General features: G+C 66.1%; 24 protein-coding genes and 1 pseudogene. 14 read left to right on the forward strand and 11 right to left on the reverse strand.

What is annotated here, in order from left to right:
• Window positions 1-51 precede the first annotated feature (51 nt).
• Complete coding sequence (locus tag P3W75_RS25295; protein WP_276230063.1) at window positions 52-768, forward strand: GntR family transcriptional regulator; 717 nt, start codon at window positions 52-54, stop codon at window positions 766-768.
• 98 nt (window positions 769-866) lie between these two features.
• Here the strand turns inward: P3W75_RS25295 and P3W75_RS25300 are convergent, their stop codons facing one another.
• Together P3W75_RS25300 and P3W75_RS25305 are read right to left on the reverse strand one after the other, a co-directional pair.
• Window positions 867-1,811: a PDR/VanB family oxidoreductase gene (locus tag P3W75_RS25300; protein WP_276230064.1), complete on the reverse strand. Its 945-nt coding sequence runs from the start codon at window positions 1,809-1,811 to the stop codon at window positions 867-869.
• Window positions 1,812-1,898: 87 nt separating this feature from the next.
• On the reverse strand, window positions 1,899-2,921 hold the full coding sequence (locus tag P3W75_RS25305; protein ID WP_276230065.1) for an aromatic ring-hydroxylating oxygenase subunit alpha: 1,023 nt from the start codon (window positions 2,919-2,921) through the stop codon (window positions 1,899-1,901).
• A 354-nt stretch (window positions 2,922-3,275) separates the two neighbouring features.
• Here P3W75_RS25305 and P3W75_RS25310 point away from each other — a divergent pair, with 354 nt between their 5' ends.
• The gene (locus P3W75_RS25310; protein WP_276230066.1) at window positions 3,276-4,601 is read left to right on the forward strand and encodes an MFS transporter; all 1,326 of its coding nucleotides are present in this window, start codon (window positions 3,276-3,278) and stop codon (window positions 4,599-4,601) included.
• Window positions 4,602-4,608: 7 nt separating this feature from the next.
• Here the strand turns inward: P3W75_RS25310 and P3W75_RS25315 are convergent, their stop codons facing one another.
• Window positions 4,609-5,505, reverse strand: a complete 897-nt coding sequence (locus tag P3W75_RS25315) for a LysR family transcriptional regulator (protein WP_276230067.1) — start codon at window positions 5,503-5,505, stop codon at window positions 4,609-4,611.
• A 109-nt stretch (window positions 5,506-5,614) separates the two neighbouring features.
• Between P3W75_RS25315 and mdlC the strand changes: the two genes are divergently transcribed.
• The 4 genes from mdlC to P3W75_RS25335 all read left to right on the forward strand — a co-directional run bounded on the left by mdlC (window position 5,615) and on the right by P3W75_RS25335 (window position 11,434).
• Complete coding sequence (gene mdlC / locus P3W75_RS25320) at window positions 5,615-7,201, forward strand: benzoylformate decarboxylase (RefSeq protein ID WP_276230068.1); 1,587 nt, start codon at window positions 5,615-5,617, stop codon at window positions 7,199-7,201.
• A 63-nt stretch (window positions 7,202-7,264) separates the two neighbouring features.
• Complete coding sequence (locus P3W75_RS25325; RefSeq protein WP_276230069.1) at window positions 7,265-8,611, forward strand: MFS transporter; 1,347 nt, start codon at window positions 7,265-7,267, stop codon at window positions 8,609-8,611.
• Window positions 8,612-8,624: 13 nt separating this feature from the next.
• Complete coding sequence (locus P3W75_RS25330; protein WP_276230070.1) at window positions 8,625-10,088, forward strand: aldehyde dehydrogenase family protein; 1,464 nt, start codon at window positions 8,625-8,627, stop codon at window positions 10,086-10,088.
• A gap of 95 nt (window positions 10,089-10,183) precedes the next feature.
• Window positions 10,184-11,434: an OprD family porin gene (locus P3W75_RS25335; RefSeq protein ID WP_276230071.1), complete on the forward strand. Its 1,251-nt coding sequence runs from the start codon at window positions 10,184-10,186 to the stop codon at window positions 11,432-11,434.
• Between the two features lie 140 nt (window positions 11,435-11,574).
• Here P3W75_RS25335 and P3W75_RS25340 read toward each other — a convergent pair whose 3' ends face one another.
• The 6 genes from P3W75_RS25340 to P3W75_RS25365 form a co-directional block, all read right to left on the reverse strand.
• Complete coding sequence (locus tag P3W75_RS25340; protein ID WP_276230072.1) at window positions 11,575-12,147, reverse strand: HupE/UreJ family protein; 573 nt, start codon at window positions 12,145-12,147, stop codon at window positions 11,575-11,577.
• Between the two features lie 55 nt (window positions 12,148-12,202).
• Window positions 12,203-12,817: an urease accessory protein UreG gene (gene ureG, locus P3W75_RS25345; protein ID WP_276230073.1), complete on the reverse strand. Its 615-nt coding sequence runs from the start codon at window positions 12,815-12,817 to the stop codon at window positions 12,203-12,205.
• A 12-nt stretch (window positions 12,818-12,829) separates the two neighbouring features.
• The gene (locus tag P3W75_RS25350; protein WP_430765413.1) at window positions 12,830-13,519 is read right to left on the reverse strand and encodes an urease accessory protein UreF; all 690 of its coding nucleotides are present in this window, start codon (window positions 13,517-13,519) and stop codon (window positions 12,830-12,832) included.
• 102 nt (window positions 13,520-13,621) lie between these two features.
• Window positions 13,622-14,122, reverse strand: coding sequence for an urease accessory protein UreE (gene ureE / locus P3W75_RS25355; protein WP_276230074.1), 501 nt, complete (start codon window positions 14,120-14,122; stop codon window positions 13,622-13,624).
• Between the two features lie 338 nt (window positions 14,123-14,460).
• Window positions 14,461-15,096: a TetR family transcriptional regulator gene (locus P3W75_RS25360; RefSeq protein ID WP_276230075.1), complete on the reverse strand. Its 636-nt coding sequence runs from the start codon at window positions 15,094-15,096 to the stop codon at window positions 14,461-14,463.
• Window positions 15,097-15,162: 66 nt separating this feature from the next.
• Complete coding sequence (locus P3W75_RS25365) at window positions 15,163-15,951, reverse strand: hypothetical protein (RefSeq protein ID WP_276230076.1); 789 nt, start codon at window positions 15,949-15,951, stop codon at window positions 15,163-15,165.
• A 185-nt stretch (window positions 15,952-16,136) separates the two neighbouring features.
• On the opposite strand from P3W75_RS25365, the gene P3W75_RS25370 reads away from it, so the two are divergent.
• The 4 genes from P3W75_RS25370 to P3W75_RS25385 all read left to right on the forward strand — a co-directional run bounded on the left by P3W75_RS25370 (window position 16,137) and on the right by P3W75_RS25385 (window position 20,823).
• Window positions 16,137-17,234: a flavin reductase family protein gene (locus P3W75_RS25370; RefSeq protein ID WP_276230077.1), complete on the forward strand. Its 1,098-nt coding sequence runs from the start codon at window positions 16,137-16,139 to the stop codon at window positions 17,232-17,234.
• Between the two features lie 19 nt (window positions 17,235-17,253).
• A complete protein-coding gene (locus tag P3W75_RS25375; RefSeq protein ID WP_276230078.1) occupies window positions 17,254-18,333 on the forward strand; it encodes a fatty acid desaturase family protein in 1,080 nt (359 codons plus the stop codon).
• Window positions 18,334-18,456: 123 nt separating this feature from the next.
• Complete coding sequence (locus P3W75_RS25380; RefSeq protein WP_276230079.1) at window positions 18,457-20,169, forward strand: ShlB/FhaC/HecB family hemolysin secretion/activation protein; 1,713 nt, start codon at window positions 18,457-18,459, stop codon at window positions 20,167-20,169.
• A 120-nt stretch (window positions 20,170-20,289) separates the two neighbouring features.
• A complete protein-coding gene (locus tag P3W75_RS25385) occupies window positions 20,290-20,823 on the forward strand; it encodes an RDD family protein (protein WP_276230080.1) in 534 nt (177 codons plus the stop codon).
• A gap of 143 nt (window positions 20,824-20,966) precedes the next feature.
• Here P3W75_RS25385 and P3W75_RS31980 read toward each other — a convergent pair.
• A pseudogene (locus P3W75_RS31980) lies at window positions 20,967-21,060 on the reverse strand (thioredoxin TrxC); the annotation flags it as partial.
• 186 nt (window positions 21,061-21,246) lie between these two features.
• Here P3W75_RS31980 and P3W75_RS25390 point away from each other — a divergent pair.
• The 4 genes from P3W75_RS25390 to P3W75_RS25405 are packed head-to-tail and all read left to right on the forward strand — an operon-like array spanning window position 21,247 to window position 25,000.
• A complete protein-coding gene (locus P3W75_RS25390) occupies window positions 21,247-22,206 on the forward strand; it encodes a hypothetical protein (protein WP_276230081.1) in 960 nt (319 codons plus the stop codon).
• A gap of 1 nt (window position 22,207) precedes the next feature.
• On the forward strand, window positions 22,208-22,840 hold the full coding sequence (locus P3W75_RS25395; RefSeq protein WP_276230082.1) for a DUF2997 domain-containing protein: 633 nt from the start codon (window positions 22,208-22,210) through the stop codon (window positions 22,838-22,840).
• A complete protein-coding gene (locus P3W75_RS25400) occupies window positions 22,841-23,362 on the forward strand; it encodes a 4Fe-4S single cluster domain-containing protein (RefSeq protein ID WP_276230083.1) in 522 nt (173 codons plus the stop codon).
• A 27-nt stretch (window positions 23,363-23,389) separates the two neighbouring features.
• A complete protein-coding gene (locus P3W75_RS25405) occupies window positions 23,390-25,000 on the forward strand; it encodes an AAA family ATPase (RefSeq protein ID WP_276230084.1) in 1,611 nt (536 codons plus the stop codon).
• 202 nt (window positions 25,001-25,202) lie between these two features.
• Here the strand turns inward: P3W75_RS25405 and P3W75_RS25410 are convergent.
• Window positions 25,203-25,613 (reverse strand): methyl-accepting chemotaxis protein (locus P3W75_RS25410; protein WP_276230085.1); only part of this gene is annotated, 411 nt, incomplete at its 5' end.

The following is a 25,613-nucleotide window of genomic DNA, read 5'->3' on the forward strand; positions in this document are numbered from 1 at the left end:
GTTGCTCGCGCGTTATCATCCCCAAATCCTCCCCGCTTCAAGAGCCCCCCGATGAGCAAACCAGGCCAACGCGTGCTGGCTGAACTGCGCAAGATGATCGCCTCTGGCGAGTTGGCCGCTGGCGAGCGGATCGTCGAGATTCCCACCGCCGAACGCCTGCAGGTTTCGCGCATGCCGGTGCGCATGGCGCTGCGCACGCTGGAACAGGAAGGCTTGCTGATCAAGGCCGGCGGGCGCGGTTACACGGTGCGCGAGGTGACCGAGCAGGACATCGCCGGCGCCGTGGAAGTACGCGGCGTGCTGGAGGGCCTGGCGGCGCGCCAGGCCGCCGAACGCGGCATTTCCGAGCGGACCCGCCAGCTGCTGCGCGAGTGCCTGGAGGAGGGCGACCGGCTGTTCGAAAAGGGCCATGTGCTGCCCGAGGATCTGGAGGCCTACCACAGCCTCAACATGCGCTTTCACCAGGCGATCATCGAGGCCAGCGGCAACCGCGCCATCGCCGAGGCCCTGGCGCGCAACGACCACCTGCCGTTCGCTTCGGTCAGCTCGCTGGCGGTGGACCGCGACAACCTGCCCCGTGAATTCCAGCGCTTCAACTTCGCCCACATGCAGCACCATGCCGCCTTCGACGCCCTGGTCCACGGGCAGGGCGCACGGGCCGAGGCGATCATGCGCGAGCATGCCAACGCAACCCTGCGCTACGCCGAGAACTTCCACCCGCAGCGCGACGGGGTGGCGGTGTTGAAGAAACCTTCGACGACGGAATAGCGGGCCGTAGGGCGAATAACCGTTCGCGGTTATCCGCCGTTGCCCTCCGCCGGGGCCGATCGGCGGATAACGCCGCAGGCGTTATGCGCCCTACGACGTCAGAGGTCCAGCACCAGCCGTGGGCTGCAGGAGCGCGAACAGCAGGGCGTGAACTGGTCATTGGCGGCCTGTTCGTCTTCCGTCAGGTACTGGTCGCGGTGTTCCGGCACGCCCTCCAGCACACGGGTCAGGCAGGTGCCGCAGATGCCCTGTTCGCAGGCCACTTGCACCTCCACGCCGACCGCGCGCAACGCTTCCACCACACTCTGCCCGTCCTCCACGCGAACCACCTGGCCGCTGCTCGCCAGCTGCACCTCGAAGGCTGCGCCACCCACGTCCGGCTCGGCGCCGAAGTATTCGCGGTGCAGGCGCGACTCGTCCCAGCCCAGGCGGCGGGCGCTGTCCAGCACGTGTTCCATGAAGCCCGCCGGCCCGCAGGTGTACAACTGCGCATCGCCTGCCTGCGCCGCCAGCAGCGTGGCCACGTCCAGGCGCCGCGCCGGGTCGCCGTCGTCGAAGTGGCAGGTCACCCGGCTGGCGTAGGCGCAGTGCGCAAGGTGCTCGACGAAGGCCGCCTGCGAGGCCGAGCGCGCGCAGTAGTGCAGCTCGAAGTCGGCGCCGTCACGGCTCAGCTGTTCGGCCATGCTCAGCAGCGGGGTGATGCCGATACCGCCGGCCAACAGCAGGCGCCGGCCGGTGCCTTGCGCGAGCGGGAACAGGTTGCGCGGCGCACCGATGCGCAGGGGTTGCCCGGCCTGCAGTGCATGCACGGCGAGGGAGCCGCCGCGCGAATCGGCGCAACGCAGCACGGCGATGCGGTAGCGGTGGGTTTCCTCCGGCGCGTTGCACAGCGAGTACTGGCGCACCAGACCGCCCGGCAGGTGCAGGTCGATGTGCGAACCGGCGCTGAAGGCTGGCAGCGGACCGGCGTCGGCGCGGGCCAGTTCGAGGCTGAGGATATCCGGGGTTTCCCGCTGCACGCGGGTGATAACGACGTCTAGCACGGTGGCAGTCTCAGGCTTGGCCGGCCGCGCGGGCCGGCGCTGGAAAGGGGCTCAGGCGCTGGCGATCAGCGCGGAGGCGGGTTGTTGCTACTCGGCCTCGCAGAGGCGCTCGAGGATGCGCCGGGACTGCACGCCGCCGGCGTCGATGTTCAGCTTCAGCAGCTGCCGCTGGGGATGGCGCAGCAGGTTCCGTTGCTGCTGTTCGAGCATCTCCAGGTCCTCGCCGAAGATCTTTCCCTGGCCCTCGCGGATGGTCGCGGTGAGCGCCTCGTCCTGCGGCTGGAAGTTGCGCGCCATGCCCCAGAAATACCAGATGGAGGTCTCGCTCTCGGGGGTGATGAAGTCGACCACGATGCTCGCCGCCTTGTGCCGCGCCGGCGCGTGGTAGCCACCGTGGCCGGCGTGGGCCACGCCCACCTCGATCAGCACGTGGCTGGGCGGGGTGAAGCGGCAGATCTGCCAGCGGTCCACCGGCACGTCGTCGGCCAGGCCGTTGCCACGCAGGGCCATGCGCCAGAAGGGCGGGGCCATGACGCTTTCCATGTGCCGCTCGGTAATCACCTCGTCGCCTTCCGTGCGGGTCTGCGGCGCCGCCTCGTCGATCTCCTTCTGGCCGATGCTGCTGGCGTGCACATAGGTCTCGTGGGTGAGGTCCATGAGGTTGTCGATCATCAGCCGGTAGTCGCACTGGATGTGGTACAGCCCGCCGCCGTAGGCCCAGTCCGGGTTGTCCGCCCATTCCAGGTGGTGGATCAACGCCGGGTCGGCCTGGGCGGCGTCGCCTGGCCACACCCAGATGAAGCCGTAGCGCTCTTCCACGGCGAACGTGCGGATCGCCGGGAAACCGCGCACGCGCTGGCCGGGCATGGATTCTGTGCGGCCCTCGCAGCCCATGGCCAGGCCGTGGTAACCGCAGATCAGCTTGCCGTCCTCGACGAAGCCCAGCGACAGCGGCGCGCCGCGGTGCGGGCAGAAATCCTCCAGCGCCGCCACGCGCCCCTCGGCGCCGCGGTAGAAGACCATCTTCTCGCCGCAGACCTGCCGGCCCAGGGGCTTGCCGTCGATCTCATCAGGGGTGCAGGCGACGTACCAGGCGTTCTTCGGAAACATGGGGCGATCCTCATCTTGTGCTTGTTATTGGATCCAATGTTTGAATGGCGAGGCAAAAGCTGTCAACCGAAATGGTCGAAAAATAATCAGTTCGATAAACGAACGGATTCGATAATTGGTCGTATAAGCCTGTTCATGTGGGGGTTGCCGTGGTTGCGGGATAGGGGCGTAGCCGGCTGAAGAGATTTTTGGGATCCAATCATGCTTGTATTCGGGATCCACTGCTGCCAGGGTGTGCGCCACCCAGCCTCCACAACAAGAACAAGAGGAACCCGCCATGCCGGCCTCACTCCGCCTGCGCTGTGCCTTCCACCGTGCGTTGCCTTCGACCTCCGCCGCTCGCGGGGTGCGCCCATGAGCCGCGACCTGCGCGCCGCCCTGGAACAGGGCCCGATGAACCGCTTCCAGTGGACCGCCATCGGCATCTGCATCGTGCTCAACATGATCGACGGCTTCGACGTGCTGGTGATGGCCTTCACCGCCGCCTCGGTGTCCGCCGAGTGGGGCCTGAACGGCGCCCAGGTCGGCCTGCTGCTCAGCGCCGGGCTGTTCGGCATGGCCGCCGGCTCGCTGTTCATCGCCCCGCGCGCCGACCAGTTCGGCCGTCGCCCGCTGATTCTCTTCTGCCTGCTGCTGTGCGGCCTGGGCATGCTGCTTTCAGCGCTTAGCCAGTCGCCGACCCAGCTCGCCCTGCTGCGCGGCCTCACCGGCCTGGGCATTGGCGGCATCCTCGCCAGCAGCAATGTGATCGCCGCCGAATACGCCAGCAAGCGCTGGCGGCCGCTGGCGGTCAGCCTGCAATCCACCGGCTACGCGCTGGGCGCGACCTTCGGTGGCCTGTTGGCGGTGTGGTTGATCGGCCACTGGGGCTGGCGCTCGGTGTTCCTCGCCGGCGGCCTGATCTCCCTGGCGGCGATCCCGCTGGTACTGGTGGGCCTGCCGGAGTCCCTCGACTTCCTCCTTGCCCGCCGTCCGGCCAACGCCCTGGTGCGGGTCAACGCCCTGGCTCGTCGGCTGGGCCTGGAGAGCCTCACCGCACTGCCCGAGGCCCGTGTGCGCGAACGGAAGGGCGCGGCCCTGCTGCAGTTGCTGGCGCCCGAACTGCGCCGCTCGACCTTGCTGATCTGGCTGTTGTTCTTCCTCGCCATGTTCGGCTTCTACTTCATCATGAGCTGGACGCCGAAGCTGCTGGTGGCCGCCGGGCTGACCGCGCAGCAGGGCATCACCGGCGGGGTGCTGCTGAGCATCGGCGGCATCTTCGGCGCGGCGCTGGTGGGCGCGCTTTCCGCGCGCCTGCCCCTGGCGCGGGTGCTGCAGGGCTTCATGCTGGTCACCGCCGCGCTGCTGGTGCTGTTCCTCGCCTCGGCCACCTCGCTGGCCGCCGCGCTGGGGCTGGGGCTGTTGATCGGGCTGTGCGCCAACGGCTGCATCGCCGGGCTCTACGCGTTGTCGCCGCTGGCCTACCCGGCCGGGGTGCGCGCCACCGGGGTGGGCTGGGCGATCGGCGTCGGCCGCCTGGGCGCGATCCTCTCGCCGACCGTCGCCGGCGTGTTGCTCGATGGCGGCTGGCAGCCGCTGCACCTGTACGGGCTGTTCGCCGTGGTTTTCGTGCTGGCCGCCGGCGTGCTGCTCGGCTTGCGCCCCGTGGCGCCGGCCGCCGCGCCGCTGGCCGCGCACTGAGGCCGGTTCAGTGCTGGCCGTCGATGATCGCCTCGGCGATGGCGTTGCGGAACCACTCCAGCGCCGCCGACTGCTCGCTGCTCGCGCGCCAGTGCAGGGACACGTCGAAGGACGGCACGGCGAAAGGCAGCTCGAGCATCTTCAGCCCACCCTCGGCGACGAACATGCCGGCGATTTGCGCCGGCAGGATGGTCAGCAGGTCGGTGCCGGGAAGGATCTTCGGCAGCACCGAGAAGTGCGGCACGCGCAGGGCGATACGGCGCTCCAGCTTCATCGCCTGGAGCACGTCCTCGGCTATGCCGTGGCCGGAGGTGCGCGTCACCACCACATGACGCTCATCCAGGTAGGCCGGCAGGTCGAGCGCTCCACCGATGCGCGGGTGGTCGGCGCACAGCAGGCATACGTAGCGCTCGTGGATCAGTACCTGGCTGCGGCTGCCGGGCACCGCCTGGCGGCAGATGGCGGCGTCCACCTTGCCACTGGCCAGCCAGTCGCCCACCTGGTCCACCTGCAGCGGCAGCACTTCCACTTCGGCGTTCGGCGCCTCGCGGTTCAGTCGCGCCAGGATCAGCGGCAGGAAGCCCAGCTCGCCGAGGTCGGTGAGGGCGATACGGAAGCGCCGCTCGGTACTCGCCGGGTCGAACTGGCGGGTGCCCTGCACCGCGCCTTCGATGCGCGTCAGCGCCTCGCGCAGCGTGGCGTACAGCTGTTCGGCGACGAAGGTCGGCTGGATGCCGTCGCGGCTGCGGCTGAACAGCGGGTCGTCGAACAACTCGCGCAGCCGCGCCAGGGCGTAGCTCACCGAGGGCTGGGTGACGAACAGGCGCTCGGCGGCGGCAGTCACGCTGCCGGCTTCGTAGAGGGTGACGAAGGTGCGGATCAGGTTGAGGTCGATCTGGGCCATGGCGGTCGCATAGATGGTTTTTATTTTAGATAGAAAGACTATCGATTTGATCGATTATCTGGCCGCTGCGAGAGTAGCGCAAATCCAACGACGAGCCTGAAGGGCCAGCATGAAAAGCGTGCACTCCGCCTCCTACGACATCCTCCGGCGCCATGGCCTGACCACCGTGTTCGGCAACCCTGGCTCCAACGAACTGCCGTTCCTCAAGGACTTCCCCGAAGACTTCCGCTACATCCTCGGCCTGCACGAAGGCGCGGTGGTCGGCATGGCCGACGGCTTCGCCCTGGCCAGCGGCAAGCCGGCCTTCGTCAACCTGCACGCCGCCGCCGGCACTGGCAACGGCATGGGCGCGCTGACCAACGCCTGGTACAGCCACAGCCCACTGGTGATCAGCGCCGGCCAGCAGGTGCGCTCGATGATCGGGGTGGAGGCGATGCTGGCCAACGTCGAAGCGCCGCAGTTGCCCAAGCCGCTGGTGAAATGGAGCGCCGAGCCGGCCTGCGCCCAGGACGTGCCGCGCGCGCTGAGCCAGGCCATCCACATGGCGAACCTGGCGCCCAAGGCGCCGGTGTACCTGTCGATCCCCTACGACGACTGGGCGCAACCGGCGCCGGCCGGCGTCGAGCACCTGGCCGCACGCCACGTCGCCAGCGCCGGGCTGCCTTCGCCGGCGCAGCTGGGCGAGTTGGCCGGGCGCCTGTCGCGGGCGCGCAACCCGGTGCTGGTGCTGGGCCCGGACGTCGACGGGGCCAACGCCAACCCGTTGGCCGTGCAGCTGGCGGAGAAACTGCGGATGCCGGCCTGGGTCGCGCCCTCGGCCTCGCGCTGCCCGTTCCCCACCCGCCACCCATGCTTCCGTGGCGTGCTGCCGGCAGCCATCGCCGGCATCTCGCAACGGCTCGCCGGGCACGACCTGATCCTGGTGATCGGCGCCCCGGTGTTCCGCTACCACCAGTTCGCCCCGGGCGACTACCTGCCCGCCGGCGCCGAGCTGGTGCACCTCACCTGCGACCCCGGCGAGGCCGCCCGCGCGCCCATGGGCGACGCCCTGGTCGGCGACATCTTCCTCACCGTCGAAGCCCTGGTGGAAGCCGTTCGCCCCAGCGCGCGGCCGATGCCCGAAGCCCTGCCGCGCCCGGCGCCGCGCGCCGCCGGGGCGGGGCCGCTGCACCCGGAAAGCGTGTTCGACGTGATCGACGAACTGGCCCCGGACGACGCCATCTTCGTCAAGGAATCCACCTCCACGGTGACCGCCTTCTGGCAGCGCGTGCAGATGCGCCAGCCGGGCAGTTATTTCTTCCCGGCGGCCGGCGGCCTGGGCTTCGGCCTGCCGGCGGCGGTCGGCGTGCAACTGGCGCAACCGCAACGGCGGGTGATCGGCATCATCGGCGACGGCTCGGCCAACTACGGCATCACCGCGCTCTGGACCGCCGCGCAATACCGCATCCCGGCGGTGTTCATCATCCTCAAGAACGGCACCTACGGCGCGCTGCGCTGGTTCGCCGGGGTGCTCGACGTGCCCGACGCCCCCGGCCTGGACGTGCCCGGCCTGGACTTCTGCCAGATCGGCAGCGGCTATGGCGTGCGTTCGGTGCAGGCGGCCGACGCCGCGACCTTGCGCGCTGAACTGGCGCGCGCGCTGGCCGGCAGCGAGCCGGTGCTGATCGAGGTGCCCACCCTCACCATCGAACCCTGACGCGTGCGCGCCCTGCCTGGGGCGCCAGCCGCTACACCCACAGAAAAATAACAAGAGGTGGTTATGCACAAGACGACAGTCGCGGCGGTGATCGACGCCGCCCGTTTCAACCGCACCCACTGGCTGATCCTGGCCTGGGGCTGCTTCATCATGCTGTTCGACGGCTACGACATGGTGGTGTACGGCTCGGTGGTGCCCCGGCTGATGCACGAGTGGCAGTTATCCCCCGTGGAAGCCGGCACCCTGGGCAGCTGCGCGCTGTTCGGCATGCTCTTCGGCGGGACCCTGCTCGCCCCCCTGGCCGACCGTTACGGGCGGCGCCGGCTGGTGATCCTGATGACCCTGCTGGCGAGCCTCGCGGCCTTCCTCACCGGGCATGCGCAAACGCCGCTACAACTGGGCGTGTGCCGTTTCCTCACCGGCCTGGCGCTGGGCGCCCTGGTGCCCAGCGCGGTCAACCTGATCAGCGAATTCGCCCCGGCCGGGCGTCGCGCCACGCTGATCACCGTGATGTCCAGCTTCTACTCGGTGGGCGCGGTGCTCTCGGCGCTGGTGGGCATCGCGCTGATCCCGCAGTGGGGCTGGCAGTCGGTGTTCTACGTGGCGGTGCTGCCGGTGCTGCCGGTGCTGGCGGTGCCGCTGATGCTGCGCTACCTGCCGGAGTCGGCGGCTTTCCTCGAAATCAAGGGACGCCGCGCCGAGCTGGACGCGCTGCTGGCCAAGGTCGACCCGGATTACCGCGCCGGCACCCAACTGTTGATCGCCAGGCCCGACCCCGACGCCGACAAGGCGCGCCTGCCGCAGCTGTTCCATGGCGGCCAGGCGCTGGGCACGCTGCTGCTGTGGGTCGGCTTCGGCATGTGCATGCTGATGAGCTACGGCCTCAATACCTGGCTGCCGAAGCTGATGGCCAACGGTGGCTACCCCCTGACTTCCAGCCTGGTGTTCCTGGTCACCCTGAACGTTGGCGCCACCGTCGGCGCGCTGTTCGGCGGCTGGCTCGCCGACCGCCTGGGTACCCAGCGCACACTGGTGCTGTTCTTCGCCCTGGCCGCGGCCTCGCTGGCGGCGCTGGGGGTGAACCCCGGCCCGTGGCTGCTCAACGGCCTGCTGGTGATCGCCGGTGCCACCACCATCGGCACCCTGGCGGTGATTCACGCCTACGCTTCGCAGTTCTACCCGGCCCACGTGCGTAGCACCGGGGTCGGCTGGGCCGCCGGTATCGGCCGCCTCGGCGCCATTGCCGGGCCCATGCTCGGCGGCAGCCTGCTGGCCCTGGAGCTGCCGTTCCAGGAGAACTTCCTCGCCTTCGCCCTCCCCGGGGTCCTGGGCGCGCTGGCCATCGGCTGCATCCGCCTGCGTCCACGCGAGCCTGCCGGCGCCTTCCTCGCCCGCGAAAAATCCGTTTGAAAGGAGCACGTCCATGACCGCTTACACCGACTTCCACCTGCAACCCATCGCCGGCGAATGGCGCACCGGCAGCACCGGCAAGCTGCTGCGTGACTGCAATCCCTACGACGGCAGCCTGCTGGCGGAAATCCCCCAGGCCAGTCGCGACGACCTCGATGCCGCCTACCGCAAGGCCGCCGAGGTGCAGCCGGCCTGGGCCGCGTTGCCGCCGGCGGAGCGCGCCGCGCTGCTGCACCGCGTGGTGGCGCTGTTCGACCAGCGCCGCGAAGAGATCATCGACTGGATCATCCGCGAATCCGGCAGCACCCGCCTGAAGGCGACCCTGGAGTGGGGCGCGGCGCGTGCCATCACCCTGGAGTCGGCGTCCTTTCCCAGCCGCGTGCACGGGCGCATCGTCGATTCCAACGTCCCCGGCAAGGAAAGCCGTGTGTATCGCAGCGCCATCGGCGTGGTCGGGGTCATCAGCCCGTGGAACTTCCCCCTGCACCTGACCCAGCGCTCGCTGGCCCCGGCCCTGGCGTTGGGTAACGCGGTGGTGGTCAAGCCGGCCAGCGACACCCCGGTGTGCGGCGGCCTGCTGCTGGCGCGCCTGTTCGAGGAAGCCGGGCTGCCGGCCGGGGTGCTCAGCGTGGTGGTCGGCGCCGGCAGCGAGATCGGCGACGCCTTCGTCGAGCACCCGGTGCCGGGCCTGGTGACCTTCACGGGCTCCACCCCGGTGGGGCGCAACATCGGTCGCATCGCCAGCGGCGGGGCGCATCTCAAGCACGTGGCCCTGGAGCTGGGCGGCAACAGCCCGTTCGTGGTGCTGGAGGACGCCGACCTGGAGCAGGCGGTGAGCGCGGCGGTGTTCGGCAAGTTCCTGCACCAGGGGCAGATCTGCATGGCGATCAACCGCATCATCGTTGCCGACTCGCTGTACGACGCCTTCGCCGAACGCTTCGTCGAGCGCGTGAAGCGGGTGAAGGTCGGCGACCCGCAACTGGCCGAGACCGCCGTCGGCCCGATCATCAACGCGCGCCAGCTCGAAGGCCTGCTGGAGAAGGTCGCCCTGGCCCGTCGCGAAGGCGCCAGGCCGCTGTACGAAGGCGGCGTGCAGGGCCAGTTGCTGGCGCCCCACGTGTACGGCGAAGTCGGCCCGGAGATGGAGATCGCCCGCGACGAAATCTTCGGCCCGCTGATCGGCCTGCTGCGCGCCCGCGACGAGGAGCACGCCCTGCAATTGGCCAACGCCAGCGAGTACGGCCTGGCCAGCGCAGTGTTCACCCGCGACCTCGACCGCGGCGTGCGCTTCGCCCGGCGCATCCGCGCGGGCATGACCCACGTGAACGACATCCCGGTCAACGACGAGGCCAACGCGCCCTTCGGTGGCGAGAAGAACTCCGGCCTGGGTCGCTTCAACGGCGACTGGGCGATCGACGAGTTCACCCGTGACCACTGGGTGAGCGTGCAGCGCGAGGCGCGCCACTACCCGTTCTGATCGTCTAGCCGGCTCCACCGCGAACCCCGCCCAGGGCGTGTCCACACGGACGCGTCCCGGGTCGCTGCATCCCAAAGAAACGGAGAACAATAACAATGAGTACCCGTCACACCGCCGTATTGCCGTCCCTCGCCTGCGTGGCCCTGCCGCTGCTGTGCGCGCCCGCGCTGGCCGAGGAGGGTGGCTTCTTCGAGGACTCGCGCACCGACCTGGTGCTGCGCAACTACGCGTTCAACCGCGACTTCCGCGATCACAGTGCGGGCAAGAGCCTGGTCAACGAGTGGGCCCAGGGCTTCATCCTCAAGTTCACCTCTGGCTACACCCGCGGCCCCCTGGGGCTGGGCGTCGATGCCCTGGGCCTGTATGGCGTGAAGCTCAACAGCAGCCGCGACCAGAGCGGTTCCGAGCTGCTGCCGGTGCACGACGACGGCAAGGCCGCCGATGAGTACGGGCGGGTGGCGGTGGCGGCCAAGCTGCGGTTCTCGGCCAGTGAGCTGAAGGTCGGCGAGATGCTCCCGGACATCCCCGTGCTGCGTTATGACGACGGCCGCCTGCTGCCGCAGACGTTCCGCGGTGCGGCGCTGGTGTCCCGGGAATGGGCTGGCGTGAGCCTGTACGGCGGGCGCTACGACCAGGTCAGCCTGCGCAACTCGGCGGACCTGCAGGACCTGTCGTCCTGGTCGGCGCCGACGGCGCAGTCCGACGCTTTCAACTACGCCGGCGGCGAGTACCGCTTCAACGACCAGCGCACCTTGCTGGGCGCCTGGTACGCGCAACTGGAGGACATCTACACCCAGCGCTATTTCAACCTGGTGCACAAGCAGCCGCTGGGCGACTGGGTGCTGGGCGCCAACCTCGGCCTGTTCTTCGACCGCGACGATGGCCGCGCCCTGGCAGGCGACATCGATAGCCACACCGCCTACGCACTGCTTTCGGCGAGCCATGGCGGGCACACCCTCTACCTCGGCCTGCAGAAGGTCGGCGGCACCGGTATGTGGCAGTCGGTCTACGGCAGCAGCGGGCGGACCATGGGCAACGACATGTTCAACGGCAATTTCACCAACGAGGACGAACGCTCCTGGCAGCTGCGCCACGACTACGACTTCGCGGCCCTGGGTGTGCCCGGCCTGGTGAGCATGGTGCGCTACGGCAAGGGCGACAACGCCACCACCAAGCTCGGCAGTGGCGGCAAGGAATGGGAACGTGACCTGGAGCTGGGCTACACGGTGCAGAGCGGACCGCTGAAAAAGCTCAACGTGCGGGTCAACCACGCCAGCAACCGGCGCAGCTTCAACAGCGACTTCGACCAGACGCGGCTGATCCTCAACTATCCGATCTCGCTCTGACGCCGGGCGGTCATGCGCGCGGGCGGGGCTCCCGCGTAGGGCGAATAACCGTTCGCGGTTATCCGCCGTCGCCCTGCGCGGGGCTGGTCGGCGGATAACGCCGTAGGCGTTATGCGCCCTAGGGGGAGGTGCGATATCCGTCAGCCCGCCAGCAACCACACTCCGGCGCCGGCCGAGGCCAGGCCGGCGACGCGCACCAGCGGCGCGGCCGCCTGCGGCAGGTAGCGCACCAGCGCGTAGCCGGCGGCGTGCAGGCCTGCGGTGGCGGCGACGAAGCCGGCGGCGTAGGCCCAGGGGCTGGACAGCTCCGGCAGCTCCAGACCGTGGGCGATGCCGTGGGCCATGGCGAACAGCGCGGTCACGCCCATTGCCAGGGCCAGCGGCGGGCGCACCGCCAGGGCCACGCACAGGCCCAGGGCGAGCACCGAGGCGGCGATGCCGGTTTCGATGAAGGGCAGTTGCACGCCGTCGAAGCCGAGCAGGCCGCCGAGCAGCATGGCGCCGACGAAGGTGCAGGGCAGTGCCAGGCGCGCGGCGCCTTTCTGCTGGGCGGCCCAGAGGCCGACGGCGAACATCGCCAGCAGGTGGTCGAGGCCGGTCAGCGGGTGCAGCACGCCGGCGGCCAGGCCGTTGTCGCCGTGGCCGGGGTGGGCGAAGGCGATGGCCGGGGTGAGGAACAGCGCCAGGGCGTAGAGGCTTTTGCGCAGGGACATGGGGGCTTCCTTGTGGGGGCGTTCGGCGGGCCCCGCGTGGGGCCCGCGGGCGGTATCAGGCGGCGGTCAGCAGGCCCTGGCGTTCGATGAAGGCGATGATCTCGTCGAGGCCCAGGCCGGTCTTCTGGTTGCTGAACACGAAGGGCCGCTCGCCGCGCATCTTCCGTGCGTCCTGGTCCATCACGTCCAGCGAAGCGCCGACCAGGGGCGCCAGGTCGATCTTGTTGATCACCAGCAGGTCGGACTTGCAGATGCCCGGCCCGCCCTTGCGCGGAATCTTGTCGCCGGCGGACACGTCGATCACGTACAGGGTCAGGTCCGACAGCTCGGGGCTGAAGGTGGCCGAGAGGTTGTCGCCGCCGGATTCCACCAGGATCAGTTCAAGACCGGGGAAGCGACGGTTGAGCTGGTCCACCGCCTCCAGGTTGATCGAGGCGTCCTCGCGGATCGCCGTGTGCGGGCAGCCGCCGGTTTCCACGCCGATGATCCGCTCCGGGTCCAGCGCCTCGTTGCGCACCAGGAACTGGGCGTCTTCCTGGGTGTAGATGTCGTTGGTCACCACGGCCAGGTTGTAGCGGTTGCGCAGGGCGCGGCACAGGGCCAGGGTCAGGGCGGTCTTGCCGGAGCCCACCGGGCCGCCGATGCCGACGCGCAGGGGTTGGGAGTTCATGCTGGGGTTCTCCTAGGAACGGAACAGACGGCTGTATTGCGATTCATGGGCCATGCTCGCCAGCGCCAGGCCGAAGGGCGCGCCACCGGGGGCGTCCTCCGCCAGCGCGGCGGCGCAGGCCCGTTCGAGTTCGGGAAGCAGGCGCGAGGTGAGCTTCTGCGCGGCCAGCTGGCCCAGCGGCAGGGCCTTCATCAGCACCGCCAGTTGGTTCTCCGCCCAGCCCCACAGCCAGGCGCCCAGGGCCTGCCCGGCGTCCAGGCCCCAGGCCCGCGCGGCCAGGGCCCAGGTGGCGGCCAGCGAGGGTTCCGGCTGCGCGGCGAGCCAGGCGCGGGCCGGCGCGTCGAGCTCCGGCAGGGCCTCCAGCAGTTGTGCCAGGGAGAAGCCCATCTGGCGGTTCTCCTGGGCCAGCTCGCGGGTTTCGCGGCTGGCCCGGTGGCGTTCGGCGGCATCGCTCAGGGCCGCCCAGTCGGTGGCCAGCGCGGCGCGCAGCAGCTCGGCCAGCAGCGGCCCCTCGAAACGCGCGAGGTTCAGTTGCAACTGGTCGGCGAGCCAGGCGAAGGCGCTCTCGGCATCCGTGACCAGGCCGTGCTCCAGCGCCGCTTCCAGACCTTGGGAGTAGCTGTAGCCGCCGATCGGCAGCTGCGGGCTGGCGAGGCGCAGGAGGGGCCAGAGCGCGTTGATGGAGCTACTGGCGTTGGGCATCGCCCTCTCCCCAACCCTCTCCCCGAAGGGCGAGGGGGCTGATCGATGCGCTCGCGAATGTCGGGTGTTCGCCTGAAGTCTCGAAGGGGATTTGCATCGTCATCAGCGCCGCACCCCGAACTGATGCAGCTTCGGCGCGTAGTTGAACTCCGCCTCGCCCTGGTGCGAATGGTGGTGCCCACCGCCATAGGCGCCGTGCTCAGGCTGGAAGGGCGCCTCGATGCTGTGCACGGTGGCGCCGAGCTGGTCGAGCATGGCCTTGAGCACGTAGTCGTCGAGCAGGCGCAGCCAGCCTTCGCCCACCTGCAGCGCCACGTGGCGGTTGCCCAGGTGGTAGGCGGCGCGGTTCAGCTCGCGGGGGCTGGCGCAGGTCACGTGGAGCAGTTGCTCGGGCGCTGCGCACACGCGCACCACGCGACCATCGTTGGCCAGCAGGCAGTCGCCGTCGGCCAGCGGCGACTGGCCGCGTTCGAGGAACAGGCCGACGTCTTCGCCTTCGCGGCTGTAGCAGCGCAGGCGGCTCTTGCTGCGCGCCTCGTAGTTCAGGTGCAGTTCGGCGTCCCAGTGGTCGCGGGGCTCGATGCGTTGGTGGATGACCAGCATGGCGGTGTCCGGCAGTAGGCAATGGCCGAGCTACAGCAAGGGCCTTGCCAGGGCCGGGCGCGGCCAGCAATGGCGCGGCCTGGGGCGGTTGTCCGAATGATCAGGAATGGTGCGCGTGCGCGCCGATGGTGCGCACGCAAATGGTGCGCACCGATGTAGGGCGGAATGGGGCTTTTCGTAGGAGCGAGCTTGCTCGCGAAAGGTGTTGGCCGGTGACAACGTAGTCGACCCGACCTCCTTGCCCTCTCCCTTCAGGGCGAGGGCGTGGAGCTGAACCAATGCGCAGGCGCCACCGGCGGGTTCGTGAGCAAGCTCGCTCCTACAAGGAAGCCTCGGCCTCAGGCGCGCGGGTCGACGCCCAGCCAGTGCTTGGCGCCGATCATGATGAAGCGCAGCTGCTGGGTGACCTTGGCTTCCGCGCCCAGGTGCGCCGGCAGCGACTCGGCCGGCGGGTCGATCAGCTCCGGCAGGGTGGCGAACACCGTCTTCACTACCAGGTCGGCGATGATGTCGAGGTCGGCCGGCTTCAGGTGCGGCAGCTTGTTGAGCAGCGCCAGGTCCGCCGCCAGGTCGTCGGTGATGCGCTGGCGCAGGGTGCCCACCGCCTGGCGGATGGGCAGCGAGCCGCCGTACTGCTCGCGGGCCAGGAACAGGAACTGGGTGCGGTTGGCGCTCACCGCGTCGAGGAAGATGCGCACCGAGGCCTCGATCACCCCGCCCAGCTCGAATTCGTTGCGCCGCACCACGCGCAGGGTCTGGCGGAAGGTCTCGTCTACGTCGGCGACCAGCGCCAGGCCCAGCGCGTCCATATCGGCGAAGTGCCGGTAGAAACCAGCCGGCACGATGCCGGCGGCGCGCGCCACCTCGCGCAGGCTCAGGCTGCCGAAACCGCGGCCGCTGTCCATCAGGCCGCGCGCGGCGTCCATCAGGGCCTGGCGGGTCTGCTGTTTCTGTTCGGCACGGGGAGAGGACATGGGGGCTTCCAGGGCGAGGGCCCCGGCACTCTAGCAAATGGCCGGGGAGGCGGGCGAGCGGGCCGCTCAGGGGTTGCGCAGGGCCTGCACCGTGCGGGCCTTGCCGCCGTTGCGCCGGTAGTCGGCCCAATACTCCTTCATCGCGTCCTGGCACTCGACGATGCGTTCGCCGGCGCGGCGGCGGTCGAGCTTGTTCTCGTAGCCGGAAACGGCCGCGATCCGGTCGTCGCGGGCGAGCACTTCGCGCGCTTCGCGGATCTGGTCGTCGCAGTTGATGATCTGCTCGGCGGCGATCAGCCGTTGCCCTTCCGGGGAGTCGACGTAGGCGCGCGCCTCGGCCTCCTTGGCCGCGTCCTGGCGGGCCGCCAGCTGCTGCGGCGTGGGGCTGAAGGTGGCGTCGTGGAGGAACTGCACCGCCAGCGGATCGTCCACCGGCTTGACGTACAGCTGGCTGCGCACGGTTTTCCACAGCGCGCCGGCGAAGCGGGTTTCCTTCTGCTGCGGCGCGGTGCTGAGCGTCTGGTAGCCGGTGGCGACCAGCAGCGGCACGCCGTTGGCGGCGGTGCGGGTGGTCAGCTCCAGCACCAGGCCCACCTGCGCGCCGGCGGCCCATTCGTCCTGCGAGAGGTTCTCGGTGACGCTGCCCTTGGGCAGCCACTGCGCCGGCTCGCCGATGGTCGTGCCGTCGAGGATGCAGGTGACGGCGTGGCTGGGCAGGTCGTGCTGGCATTTCTGCCGGACTTCTTCCAGCGGCGTCATGACCAGGTACTCCGCCTGGGCGGCGAGGGCGCTGGGGGCGCGCAGCAGGGGCAGGCTGGCGAGGGCGAGCAGGGCGAAACGCGCGGGCCGGTTCATGGGACTCCTTGTGGCAACGGGCGGTTGCCCCCGCGCTGTCCATGCGGGGGCCGTCTGGGTGTGCGGCGACTCTAGCAAATGGCCATTATCCAGCGCGACAGTCGATCATTTCAGTGAACGATTGTTGACTGAATAGTGCCGGCATGCCAGTTTAGTGAACAAGTGTTTACTGTTTGTGGATTCCCATGACCCTGCTCCCCCTGGCCTGGCTGCGGCCCCTGCGCCCGCTGCTGGCGCCTTTGCGCGCACTGGCGCACCGGCATTGGCTGCGCGAGGCCGATGTCGACGCCGTGCTCGCCACGCTCAACCCGGCCTGGGCGCTGAACCGCGTGTTCGCCCGCGTGGAGGGCCGCCAGTGGGTGGCCGACGACACCCTCGCCCTGCGCCTGCGGCCCAACGCCAACTGGCGCGGCGGCCGGCCCGGCCAGCACCTGCAACTGTTCATCGAGCACGCCGGCGTGCGCCTGGCGCGCAGCTACAGCCTGATTGGCGAGGCCGGCGGCTGCCTGGAGATCGCCGTGAAACGGCAGCCCGGTGGCCGCGTCTCGCCGCTGCTGCTCGGCCAGCTGTGCGTGGGCGACGTGCTCGAACTGGGCGCGCCGGCCGGCGACCTGCGCTGGCCGGCCGACCAGCGCGGTGTACTGCTGCTGGCCGCCGGCAGTGGCCTGACACCGCTGTTCGGCCTGCTGCGCCAGGCCCTGGCCGAGGGCTATCGTGGCCCGGTGACGCTGCTGCACTACGTGCGCGAGCGCGGCCAGCGCGCCTACGCCGAACACCTGCAGGCCCTGGCTCGCGACTATCCCAACTTCAGCCCGCGCTGGGCCATCAGCACCGGCGCGGCCGCGGAAGGCGAGTTGCAGGGGCGCTTCCGCAACGAACATCTCGATGGCGTGACGGGTGACCACGTGCTCGCCTGCGGCCCGGCCGGCTTCGTTGGCGCCGTGCGCGACAGCCTCGAAAACCGCGCCGCCAGCCTGCAATGGGAAGCCTTCACGGTGCCCGTCTGGAACAGCGACGAAGCCCGTCGCGAGCTGCGCCTGCGTTTCGCCCGCAGCGGCCGCGATGCCACCGGTGACAACCAGCGCAGCCTGCTCGAACAGGCCGAGGCCGCCGGCCTGCGCCCGGCCCACGGCTGCCGCCAGGGCATCTGCACGAGCTGCACCTGCACCCTGCTTTCCGGCAGCGTGCGCGACCTGCGCAGCGGCGAGCTGCACAGCGAACCGCAGCAGCCCATCCGCCTCTGCGTCAGCGCCCCGCAGGGCGACGTCAGCCTCGACCTCTAGCCTTATCCGGAACCCCGACATGCGCGAAGACCGCGACCTCACCCCGGCCGAGCTGGCCGCCTTCGGCGCCGAGCTGGACGCCCTGCGCCAGCGCACCCTGGACGACCTCGGCGAAGCCGACGCCCGCTACATCCGCCGCGTGCGCGGCGCCGTGCGCGCCTGCTGCTGGGCCGGCCGCGCGCTGCTGCTGTGCGGCTGGTTCGCGCCCACCTGGCTGCTCGGCGGGCTGCTCCTGGGGCTGGGGAAAATCCTCGAGAACATGGAGCTGGGCCACAACGTCATGCACGGCCAGTACGACTGGATGAACGACCCGGAATTCGCCGGGCGCCAGTACGAGTGGGACATCGTCGGCCCGGCCGACTTCTGGCGGCACACCCACAACCACATCCACCACACCTACACCAACGTCCTGGGCAAGGACGACGACGTCGGCTACGGCGTGGTGCGGCTGTTCCCCGAACAGCGCTGGAAGCCGTTCTACCGCTGGCAGCCGCTGTGGGTGACCTTGCAGGCGCTGCTGTTCCAGTACGCCGTGGCCATCCAGCACCTGCGCCTGGACCAGTACTTCAAGGGCCGCCTGGGCAAGGACGAACTGCGCCCGCTGCTGCGCGCGTTCAACGCCAAGCTGGGCCGCCAGTGGGCCAAGGACTACCTCGTGTTCCCCCTGCTGGGCCTGCTCGGCGGCGGCTTCTGGGCGGTGTTCTGCGGCAACCTGCTGGCCAACCTGCTGCGCAACCTGTGGACCTTCACGGTGATCTTCTGCGGCCACTTCACCGAGAAGGCGGCGGTGTTCCCGGCCAGCGTGCTGGACGGTGAAACCCGTGGCCACTGGTACCTGCGCCAGCTGCGCGGCTCCAGCAACCTGGAGGGCGGCAAGCTGCTGCACATCCTCACCGGCAACCTCAGCCACCAGATCGAACACCACCTGTACCCCGACCTGCCGGCGCGCCGCTACGCCGAACTGGCCCGCGAAGTGCGCGCGATAGCCGCGCGCTACGGGCAGACCTACAACAGCGGCAGCCTGGCTCGGCAGTTCGCCACGGTGCTGCGGCGCATCTGGATTTACCGGCTGCCGGCGGAATCGATTACCCGGGCCTAGGGAAAAGCGGAGGCCACATGCAGGACCTGTCCTAAAGCGCGAACGCCCCCGCCAAACGGCGATCTGATGGCTTTTTGATTTGCTCTAATCCCGCGCTCATTCGAACCGCTCAGGTATGCCGGGATGCCATCTCTCCCTCGGGGCTGGACGCTTGCGTTCGCCCTCACCACCAGCTTTTCGGCGCAGGCCGCCTCCTTGCCGCCCAGTCCCGGCGATCGTGACTTCCAGCGTGACCGCCAGCAACAGCTGCTGCGCGAACAGCAGCAGCGCCTGGACGACCTCCAGCAACTGCCGGGCAAGGCCGCGCCACAAGCGGCCGCGCCGGCGCCGAGCGACAGCCGTTGCTTCGCCATCCGCGAAATCACCCTGGACGGCGCCGCGCACCTCGATGGCGGCGCCCGCGAGCGCCTGCTGGCGCCGTATCGCGGCCAGTGCCTGGGCGTTGGCCAGCTCAATGCGCTGCTCAAGAGCATCACCGACCACTACCTGGCGCGCGGTTTCGTCACCAGCCGCGCCTACCTGCCGCAGCAGGACCTCTCCAGCGGCAGCCTGAAGATCGTCGTGGTCGAAGGCCGCCTGGAAGGCTTTGTGGAGAGCTTCGACGAGTCCGCCGTGGCCAGCCCGCGCGAGCTGGGCATGGGCTTCCCCGGCCATGCCGGCGAGGTGCTCAACCTGCGCGAGCTGGAGCAGCTGGTGGACCAGGTCAACCGCCTGCCTTCGCGCCAGGCCCAGCTGGAACTGGTGCCCGGCAATGAAGTCGGCGGCAGCCGCGTACAGCTCAAGGGCGAGCGCGCCAAGCCCTGGCGTGTCTCGGCGTTCCGCGACAACAGCGGCGACGCCAGCAGCGGCGAACAGCAGGCCGGCCTCGGCCTGGACTGGGACAGCCCGCTGGGCCTGGCCGACCAGCTCGGCCTGCGCATGGCCCAGGACGTGGTCAGCGACCATTGGAAGCACTCCGACAACCAGGCCCTGTTCTACAGCCTGCCCTACGGCTGGTGGACCTTCCGCTACAGCTATAACCAGAGCTACTACCGCACTCGCAACGAAGGCAGCGGCTTCGCCTTCAAGTTCGACGGCGACAGCCAGTCGCACCAGCTCGGCGCCGAGCGCGTGCTGCACCGCGACAGCCTGAGCAAGACCGCGGTGAACTTCGGCCTGGCCCACGTGCGCTCCAACAACTTCATCGACGACGAAAAGCTCGACGTCTCCAGCAGCCGCATCAGCGAAGGCCAGCTGGGCTTCAACCACGGCCGGCGCATCGGCAGCGCCTTCGTCAACCTCGACGCCGGCTGGCAGCAGGGCCTCGGCGCGCTCGGCGCCCAGGGTGAGCACGACCCGCAACCGGGCCAGCCGCACGCCCGCTACGACAAATACACCCTCACCCTGAGCTACCTGCAGCCGTTCCAGCTGGGCGGCGAGAGCTTCAGTTTCGACGCCCTGGCCACCGCGCAAAAGAGCGAAGACGTGCTCTACAGCCCGCAGCGCATCAGCCTCGGCGGGCTCAACTCGGTGCGCGGCTTCAAGGACCAGAGCCTCTCCGGCGACAGCGGTTACTACTGGCGCAACCAGCTGCGCTGGCGCCGCCCGGTGACCTGGACGGCGCTGCAACCCTGGCTGCAGGAATACGGCCTGGGCTACGGCTACGACTTCGGCGCCATCGAGCATGGCCGCTACAACGCCGACGCCAGCGGCCGCCTCAGCGGCCACGCCCTGGAGCTCAACGCGCGCGGCCAGTACCTGGCGGCGACCCTGAGCTTCGCCCGTTCGCTGGAACGGCCCAGCGCGCTGGAGCGCCGCGAACACCCGGTGTATTTCCGTGTCGACCTGTTTTTCTGAGCGGGCGCACTCACCGCCTATCCACCGGGCCAGAGGGCCTGAACTTGGTTTAGGATGGCGGGCTTTGGCGAGAGCGCTGCGGCGCCTTTCTTCTCGCCCCATGGAGGAGAGCGTTCAAGGATGCCGAGCAACCAACCCAAGATCCTGGCCAGCATCGTGCGGCGCCTTGCCGCCAAGGCCATAGACGGCGCCATCGCCATCGCGATTTTCCTGCTCGCCAGCTTCGTCGCGAAGCTGCTTTCCGCCAACCTGGCCTGGGTGAGCCCGGATGCCGGGCTCTTCCTGGGCATGCCGTTGGCGCTGGGTTACTTCCTGCTCGGTGACGCCTTGCCGAACGGGCAGAGCCTGGGCAAGCGGCTGCTGCATATCCGCGTCATCGACCGGAAGAGCGGACGGAGCTGTCGACCGGGCCAGGCGCTGACGCGCAATGCGAGTGCGTTCCTGCTGCTCGATTCGATGTGGATTTTCATGGCGGGGCGCTCGCGCCTGGGCGACATGCATGCGGCCACCGCGGTGCTGCAGACGGACAAGCTGGCGACGAACGTCCGCAGCCTCGCCGACATCTTCGAGGCGGGTGACGCGGAGCTGGAGCCGAGCCCGATGCGGGTAGAAGTGGTCACGCTGGTCGATGACGGCCGCCAGCGGGAAGGCTGATCCGCCCGTCGGGCCCAGGTCATGAAGGCCGGCCAGGCATCCTTGCCTGTGCCAACCAGTCCTCAGCAAGAGGAAACTCACTGTCGCCGAGCGCCGCTCGCGGGGCAATCAGACGCCTCCTAGTTGCGTGGTGCTTCGGATTTTCGGCGGGCGGCCGGCGCGTCGCCCAGACGCTCAGCGGGGAACACGATTGAGGCCGTTGCAGTGCGGGCAGGGGACGACCAGGGATTCAGACATGGCCGGGCTTCAGAGACTATGGGGAGCCAGGTGCGGCGGGAGAGGGATTATCACGCGGGGGCGATACATATCGTCATGTAGCATAGAAAAGTGAGTGGTTATAAAGTCATCCCCTCATTACGCGATTCTGTACCAACTCCATAAGGCTTTTGAATGATAAAAACTATTCCGATGTGGAAAATGCTGATGGCAACCAAAGGTAAGATAGCGGGGCTTGCAGTACTCGCAGTCTTACCGATTCTCATCGTTGCCGGTGCGGGGATGTTTCTTGACGGGCTGACCAGTGGGCAAATGCGTCAAGCTGCACTGGGGCTTATTGGGCTGGCTTTTTTTGGTGTGTGTGCCCTGGCATTGGCACCTTCAAAAAAATACATTCCCGGCAAGACATTTCAGGTTTATAGAAATAAAAAGCTCAGTACACAGACGGCCATAAACTACGGCTATGGATTCATGGGTTTTATTGTCGCGGTTTTTGTGGTTCTTGAGCCGGGATATGCGATAAAGGCAATAGTACTGGGGCTGCTAGGGATCTCTGGTCTTTACGTTCTGTCAAAAAGCTTGAAGTTTCATGCGGATATCGATTTTTCGACAAATGAATACTTGGCAAATGCTCTGGGGTTTTCTGTAGGGGAGAAGATTCTGGCCAGCTACCAGAATTTTTATGCTGACGAGGTTAAAGCGGGTAGCAACGCTTTTGCCGCAACAGCGACAAAAATAGTTGTAGCGTCGTTTGATGGGGTTGTTTGGAGTAAGCTGTCACGAGATCTTGATCAGGTTTCGCACATTGGCATTATTGGCGATGAAAATCAGAACTACTTCGTTAAGTTGAAGTTCAGTGATGGTGCCGATGTCTTATTGTCCATTGGGCTGTATGAAAAGATTACATCAAATCCCGTCCTGGTGATAAGGAAGCTGCTGGAAACGATTGATGCAAGCCTCCTTGGTGGCAGTGGCGCGTCACAGACAGCACCAAGGCGTCGGAAGGTTGTCAACCCTGGAACTCCAGCCTCGACTTCAGGAGCTTCTGCACCCGAGACCGCGCATGCATCTACTGCACCCATGCGAAACATTGATCTCAGTCCCGAGGTATTGATTGCTATCCAGAGCGCAGAAGAAGTTGTTTCCGGGCGCAAGCTGGAGCTTTAATATGTCTCATTGTACAAGATTTGAATTTTCTTATGTTAATGAAGAGGCCATTGCCAAAGCGTTTGGCAAGATGGGCCTTAGCCCGACGACAGACATGGTTGCCATATTTCCCAGCGAGTTCAGCAAAAAGGTGTTGAGCAAAATCGGCTATATGGGTAAGCAGCAATTTAGAGCTGTTTGTGGCCAAACGGCTGATGGATTCAATCTATTTGTTTGCCAAGTCGAGGAAGGCTCCTACACACTCCTCGTCGAGCGGGAAACTATTTTCGCCGACGATGAAGCGATCAAGGCTGGTTTGGCTTCAAGCTTTCAGAAAGCGTACATCAGCGTAGCCATCGACGAAACCATCAAGCGCATAGAAACTTCAGGTGTTCCAGCAAGAACGAAAGAAACGCTTCAAGGGTTCGAGATTGAATTTGGACCTCACTACGAATACAGCATCCATGTGAACTTTACGGGCGATGAAGTCATGGAGGAAGTGCGTGGTGTGAAAGGTGACATCTGCACAAGACTTACCGAAGAACTTGAATCTCTACTTTCGAGCCCTGCTGCGGAACTGGTGACTGAGTGGAAGCCGGAATATACTGTTGTCCATGAAGAGCAAACCCTTCAAATTCTCAGCGCGAATTTCTAGATGGAAATCAATGTACATCACATGGAGTTGAGCTGCGTTAATGGCCCCGGGTTGCGCTTGACATTATGGGTGCAGGGTTGTGCCTTGAATTGCAAGGGGTGCTTTAATCCGGGGACCCATGCTCGCGAAGCGAGTACGTTGATGTCTATTGATGAGTTGGCGCAGAAGATAAATGCACTGAACATCGCCGGGGTTACCCTCTCCGGAGGGGAACCGCTCGACCAGGCTCCAGCCTTGGAGCAGTTGATACATGCCGTTAATGGTCAGAAAAACTGGATACTTTATACAGGCTATACGCCAAAAGAAATATTCCAGAATGAAGCCATGATTCGTGTCGTTAAAGCCGTAGACTTGACGCTGGCTGGTCGGTATCGGCATAACGCGGAACATCCCTATCAGCACAAGCAGATTATCAAGACCAGTGACAGGGTCGACATTGATTTTTTCCGTGCTAGACGAGTTGTCGAGTTTGTTGTTTCAAATTCCGGTGTCACCAAAACCGGTCTTCCTATGCATGTATAAGTCAGTTCAAGCAAAGGGATATTAAGCATGAACCGTACCAAACAGATCACAGATTACCTCAAGGCGCGTTATGCGATTTTGGTCATTGAGTCTTTCGAGGAAGAGCGCGTGCTCAGTGAGATTTCTGAAATTGCCAAGACGCTTAGCCATCGTTTATTCGTTTGGAACTCGACGCTGGGCGTCCAGACAAATGGCTCCGTGGTTGGGGATAAAACCTTCGATTTGAAGATGGCCTTGGATTTTTGCGAAGAAAAAGCACAAGAAGAGAGCAGCAAAAATATTTTTGTTTTTTGTGATGCACATAGCCATCTTGCCTCATGCTCAAGTCCTGTCTATCGCCGTCGGCTTCGAGACTTCGCCATAAATATTCGCTCGCGCGGATATCGAAGCAATTGCATTATCGTTGCACCTAGCTTTGAAGTTGCCAATGATCTCCAGAAGGAAATCACGTTGATTGATTTTCCTTTGCCGTCACGCGATGAAGTTAAGGTTCAGATAAGTAATTTTATTAATTCCTGGGAGGGCAATGGCAGTGTCAAGATTGATCTGTCCAGCGACGCCAAGGAAAAACTAATTGATGCCGCTTTGGGGCTCACGGCATTGGAGATTGACAATAGCTTGTCTCGTTCATTGGTATCGAGTCTGAGTATCAATGAAGATACCGTAAAGGATCTGCTTTCCGAAAAGAAACAAATCATACGGAAAACAGGTATTTTGGAGTACATTGACTCAAAGCTGAATCTTGAGGATGTTGGAGGTCTGGCAACGCTTAAAAAGTGGCTCCATTTGCGCAGCCAGTGTTTTGGGCAGGCTGCTCAGGAGTTCGGCGTCGGGACCCCGAAGGGATTGCTCTTAACTGGGGTTCCTGGTTGCGGTAAGTCTCTAACTGCGAAATGCGTGTCGTCGTCATGGAACATGCCACTATTGCGTTTGGATATGGGGAGAATCTTCCAGGGACTGGTTGGCTCTTCAGAATCCAATGTTCGTTCCGCGCTACGTACTGCCGAAGCTGTTTCACCCTGCATATTGTGGATCGATGAGATTGAGAAAGGACTATCCGGCTCTTCCGGAGGAGCGTCTGATGGTGGTACGGCTTCACGCGTATTCGGCACGCTGTTGACTTGGATGCAGGAAAAAACGGCGCCTGTCTTTGTGTTTGCCACCGCTAACAACATAAACAGTTTGCCTCCGGAACTATTGAGAAAGGGGCGATTCGACGAAATATTTTTCGTTGATTTCCCGTCAGCCTTGGAAAGAAAGAAGATCCTTGAAATACATCTTAAGAAGTTGAAGCGCGACCCAGAGAAGTTTGACTTGGATGTATTGTCTAATCTGGGCGGTGAGCCGCATTTCGGTAAGGATGTTGTGCTTTCGGGTGCTGAAATCGAAGCGTGGGTTGGGGAGTCGCTGATTGAAGCGTTCTCACGGCGAATGAATGGCACTGGCGATGCAAGTGACCTGACTATGGCTGATTTTGAAACGACTATTTCGCGTTTTGTACCCATGAGCAAAATGCGTAAGGACGAGTTTACGAAACTTCGTGAATGGGCGAATCAAAATGCAATTAGCGCTTCAGCCATGGTTGCCGGTCAGAACGGTAGCGAAACTCAAATCGGCGGCAGGAAAATTGACTTTTAAACTACGGCGATTTTTCAGCGGGTAAGCTTTGTTGCGCAAGTCGCGGCGGATGGCCTTGCCGTTAATGCACAGCGCTCGGCCATTGCGGTCGTAGTTGGAGTACGCAGTGGCCTGGCCCAAAGCGAAAAGCTCGGCGCGAAGGCAAAACGCGAGGCTTACAACTCGGGCCGATGGCCGCTGGGGATGCCAGCGGCCTTGAGGGTCACACGCGGAAGTGGCTCACCAGCGTCTGCAGTTGCCCGCCCAGGCGTGCCAGCTCCACGCTGGAAGCGGCGACTTCCTGGTTGGCGGCGGCGGTCTGTTCGGAGACGTCGCGGACGTTGACCACGCTGCGGCTGATTTCCTCGGCCACCGCGCTCTGCTCCTCGGCGGCGGTGGCGATCTGTTGGTTCATCGCCTGGATGTTCGACACCGTGCGGGTGATGCTGCCCAGCGACTCCCCGGCCTGGCGGCTCAGGGCCACGCTGCTGGCGGTCAGTTCGCGGCTGCCGAGCATCACGCTGGACACCTGGCGGGTGCCGCTCTGCAGGCCGGCGACCAGGGCCTCGATCTCTTCGGTGGACTGCTGGGTGCGCTGGGCCAGGGCGCGCACTTCGTCGGCCACCACCGCGAA

Source organism: Pseudomonas citronellolis (assembly GCF_029335315.1).
In the GTDB taxonomy this organism is placed as follows: Bacteria; Pseudomonadota; Gammaproteobacteria; order Pseudomonadales; family Pseudomonadaceae; genus Pseudomonas; species Pseudomonas citronellolis_A.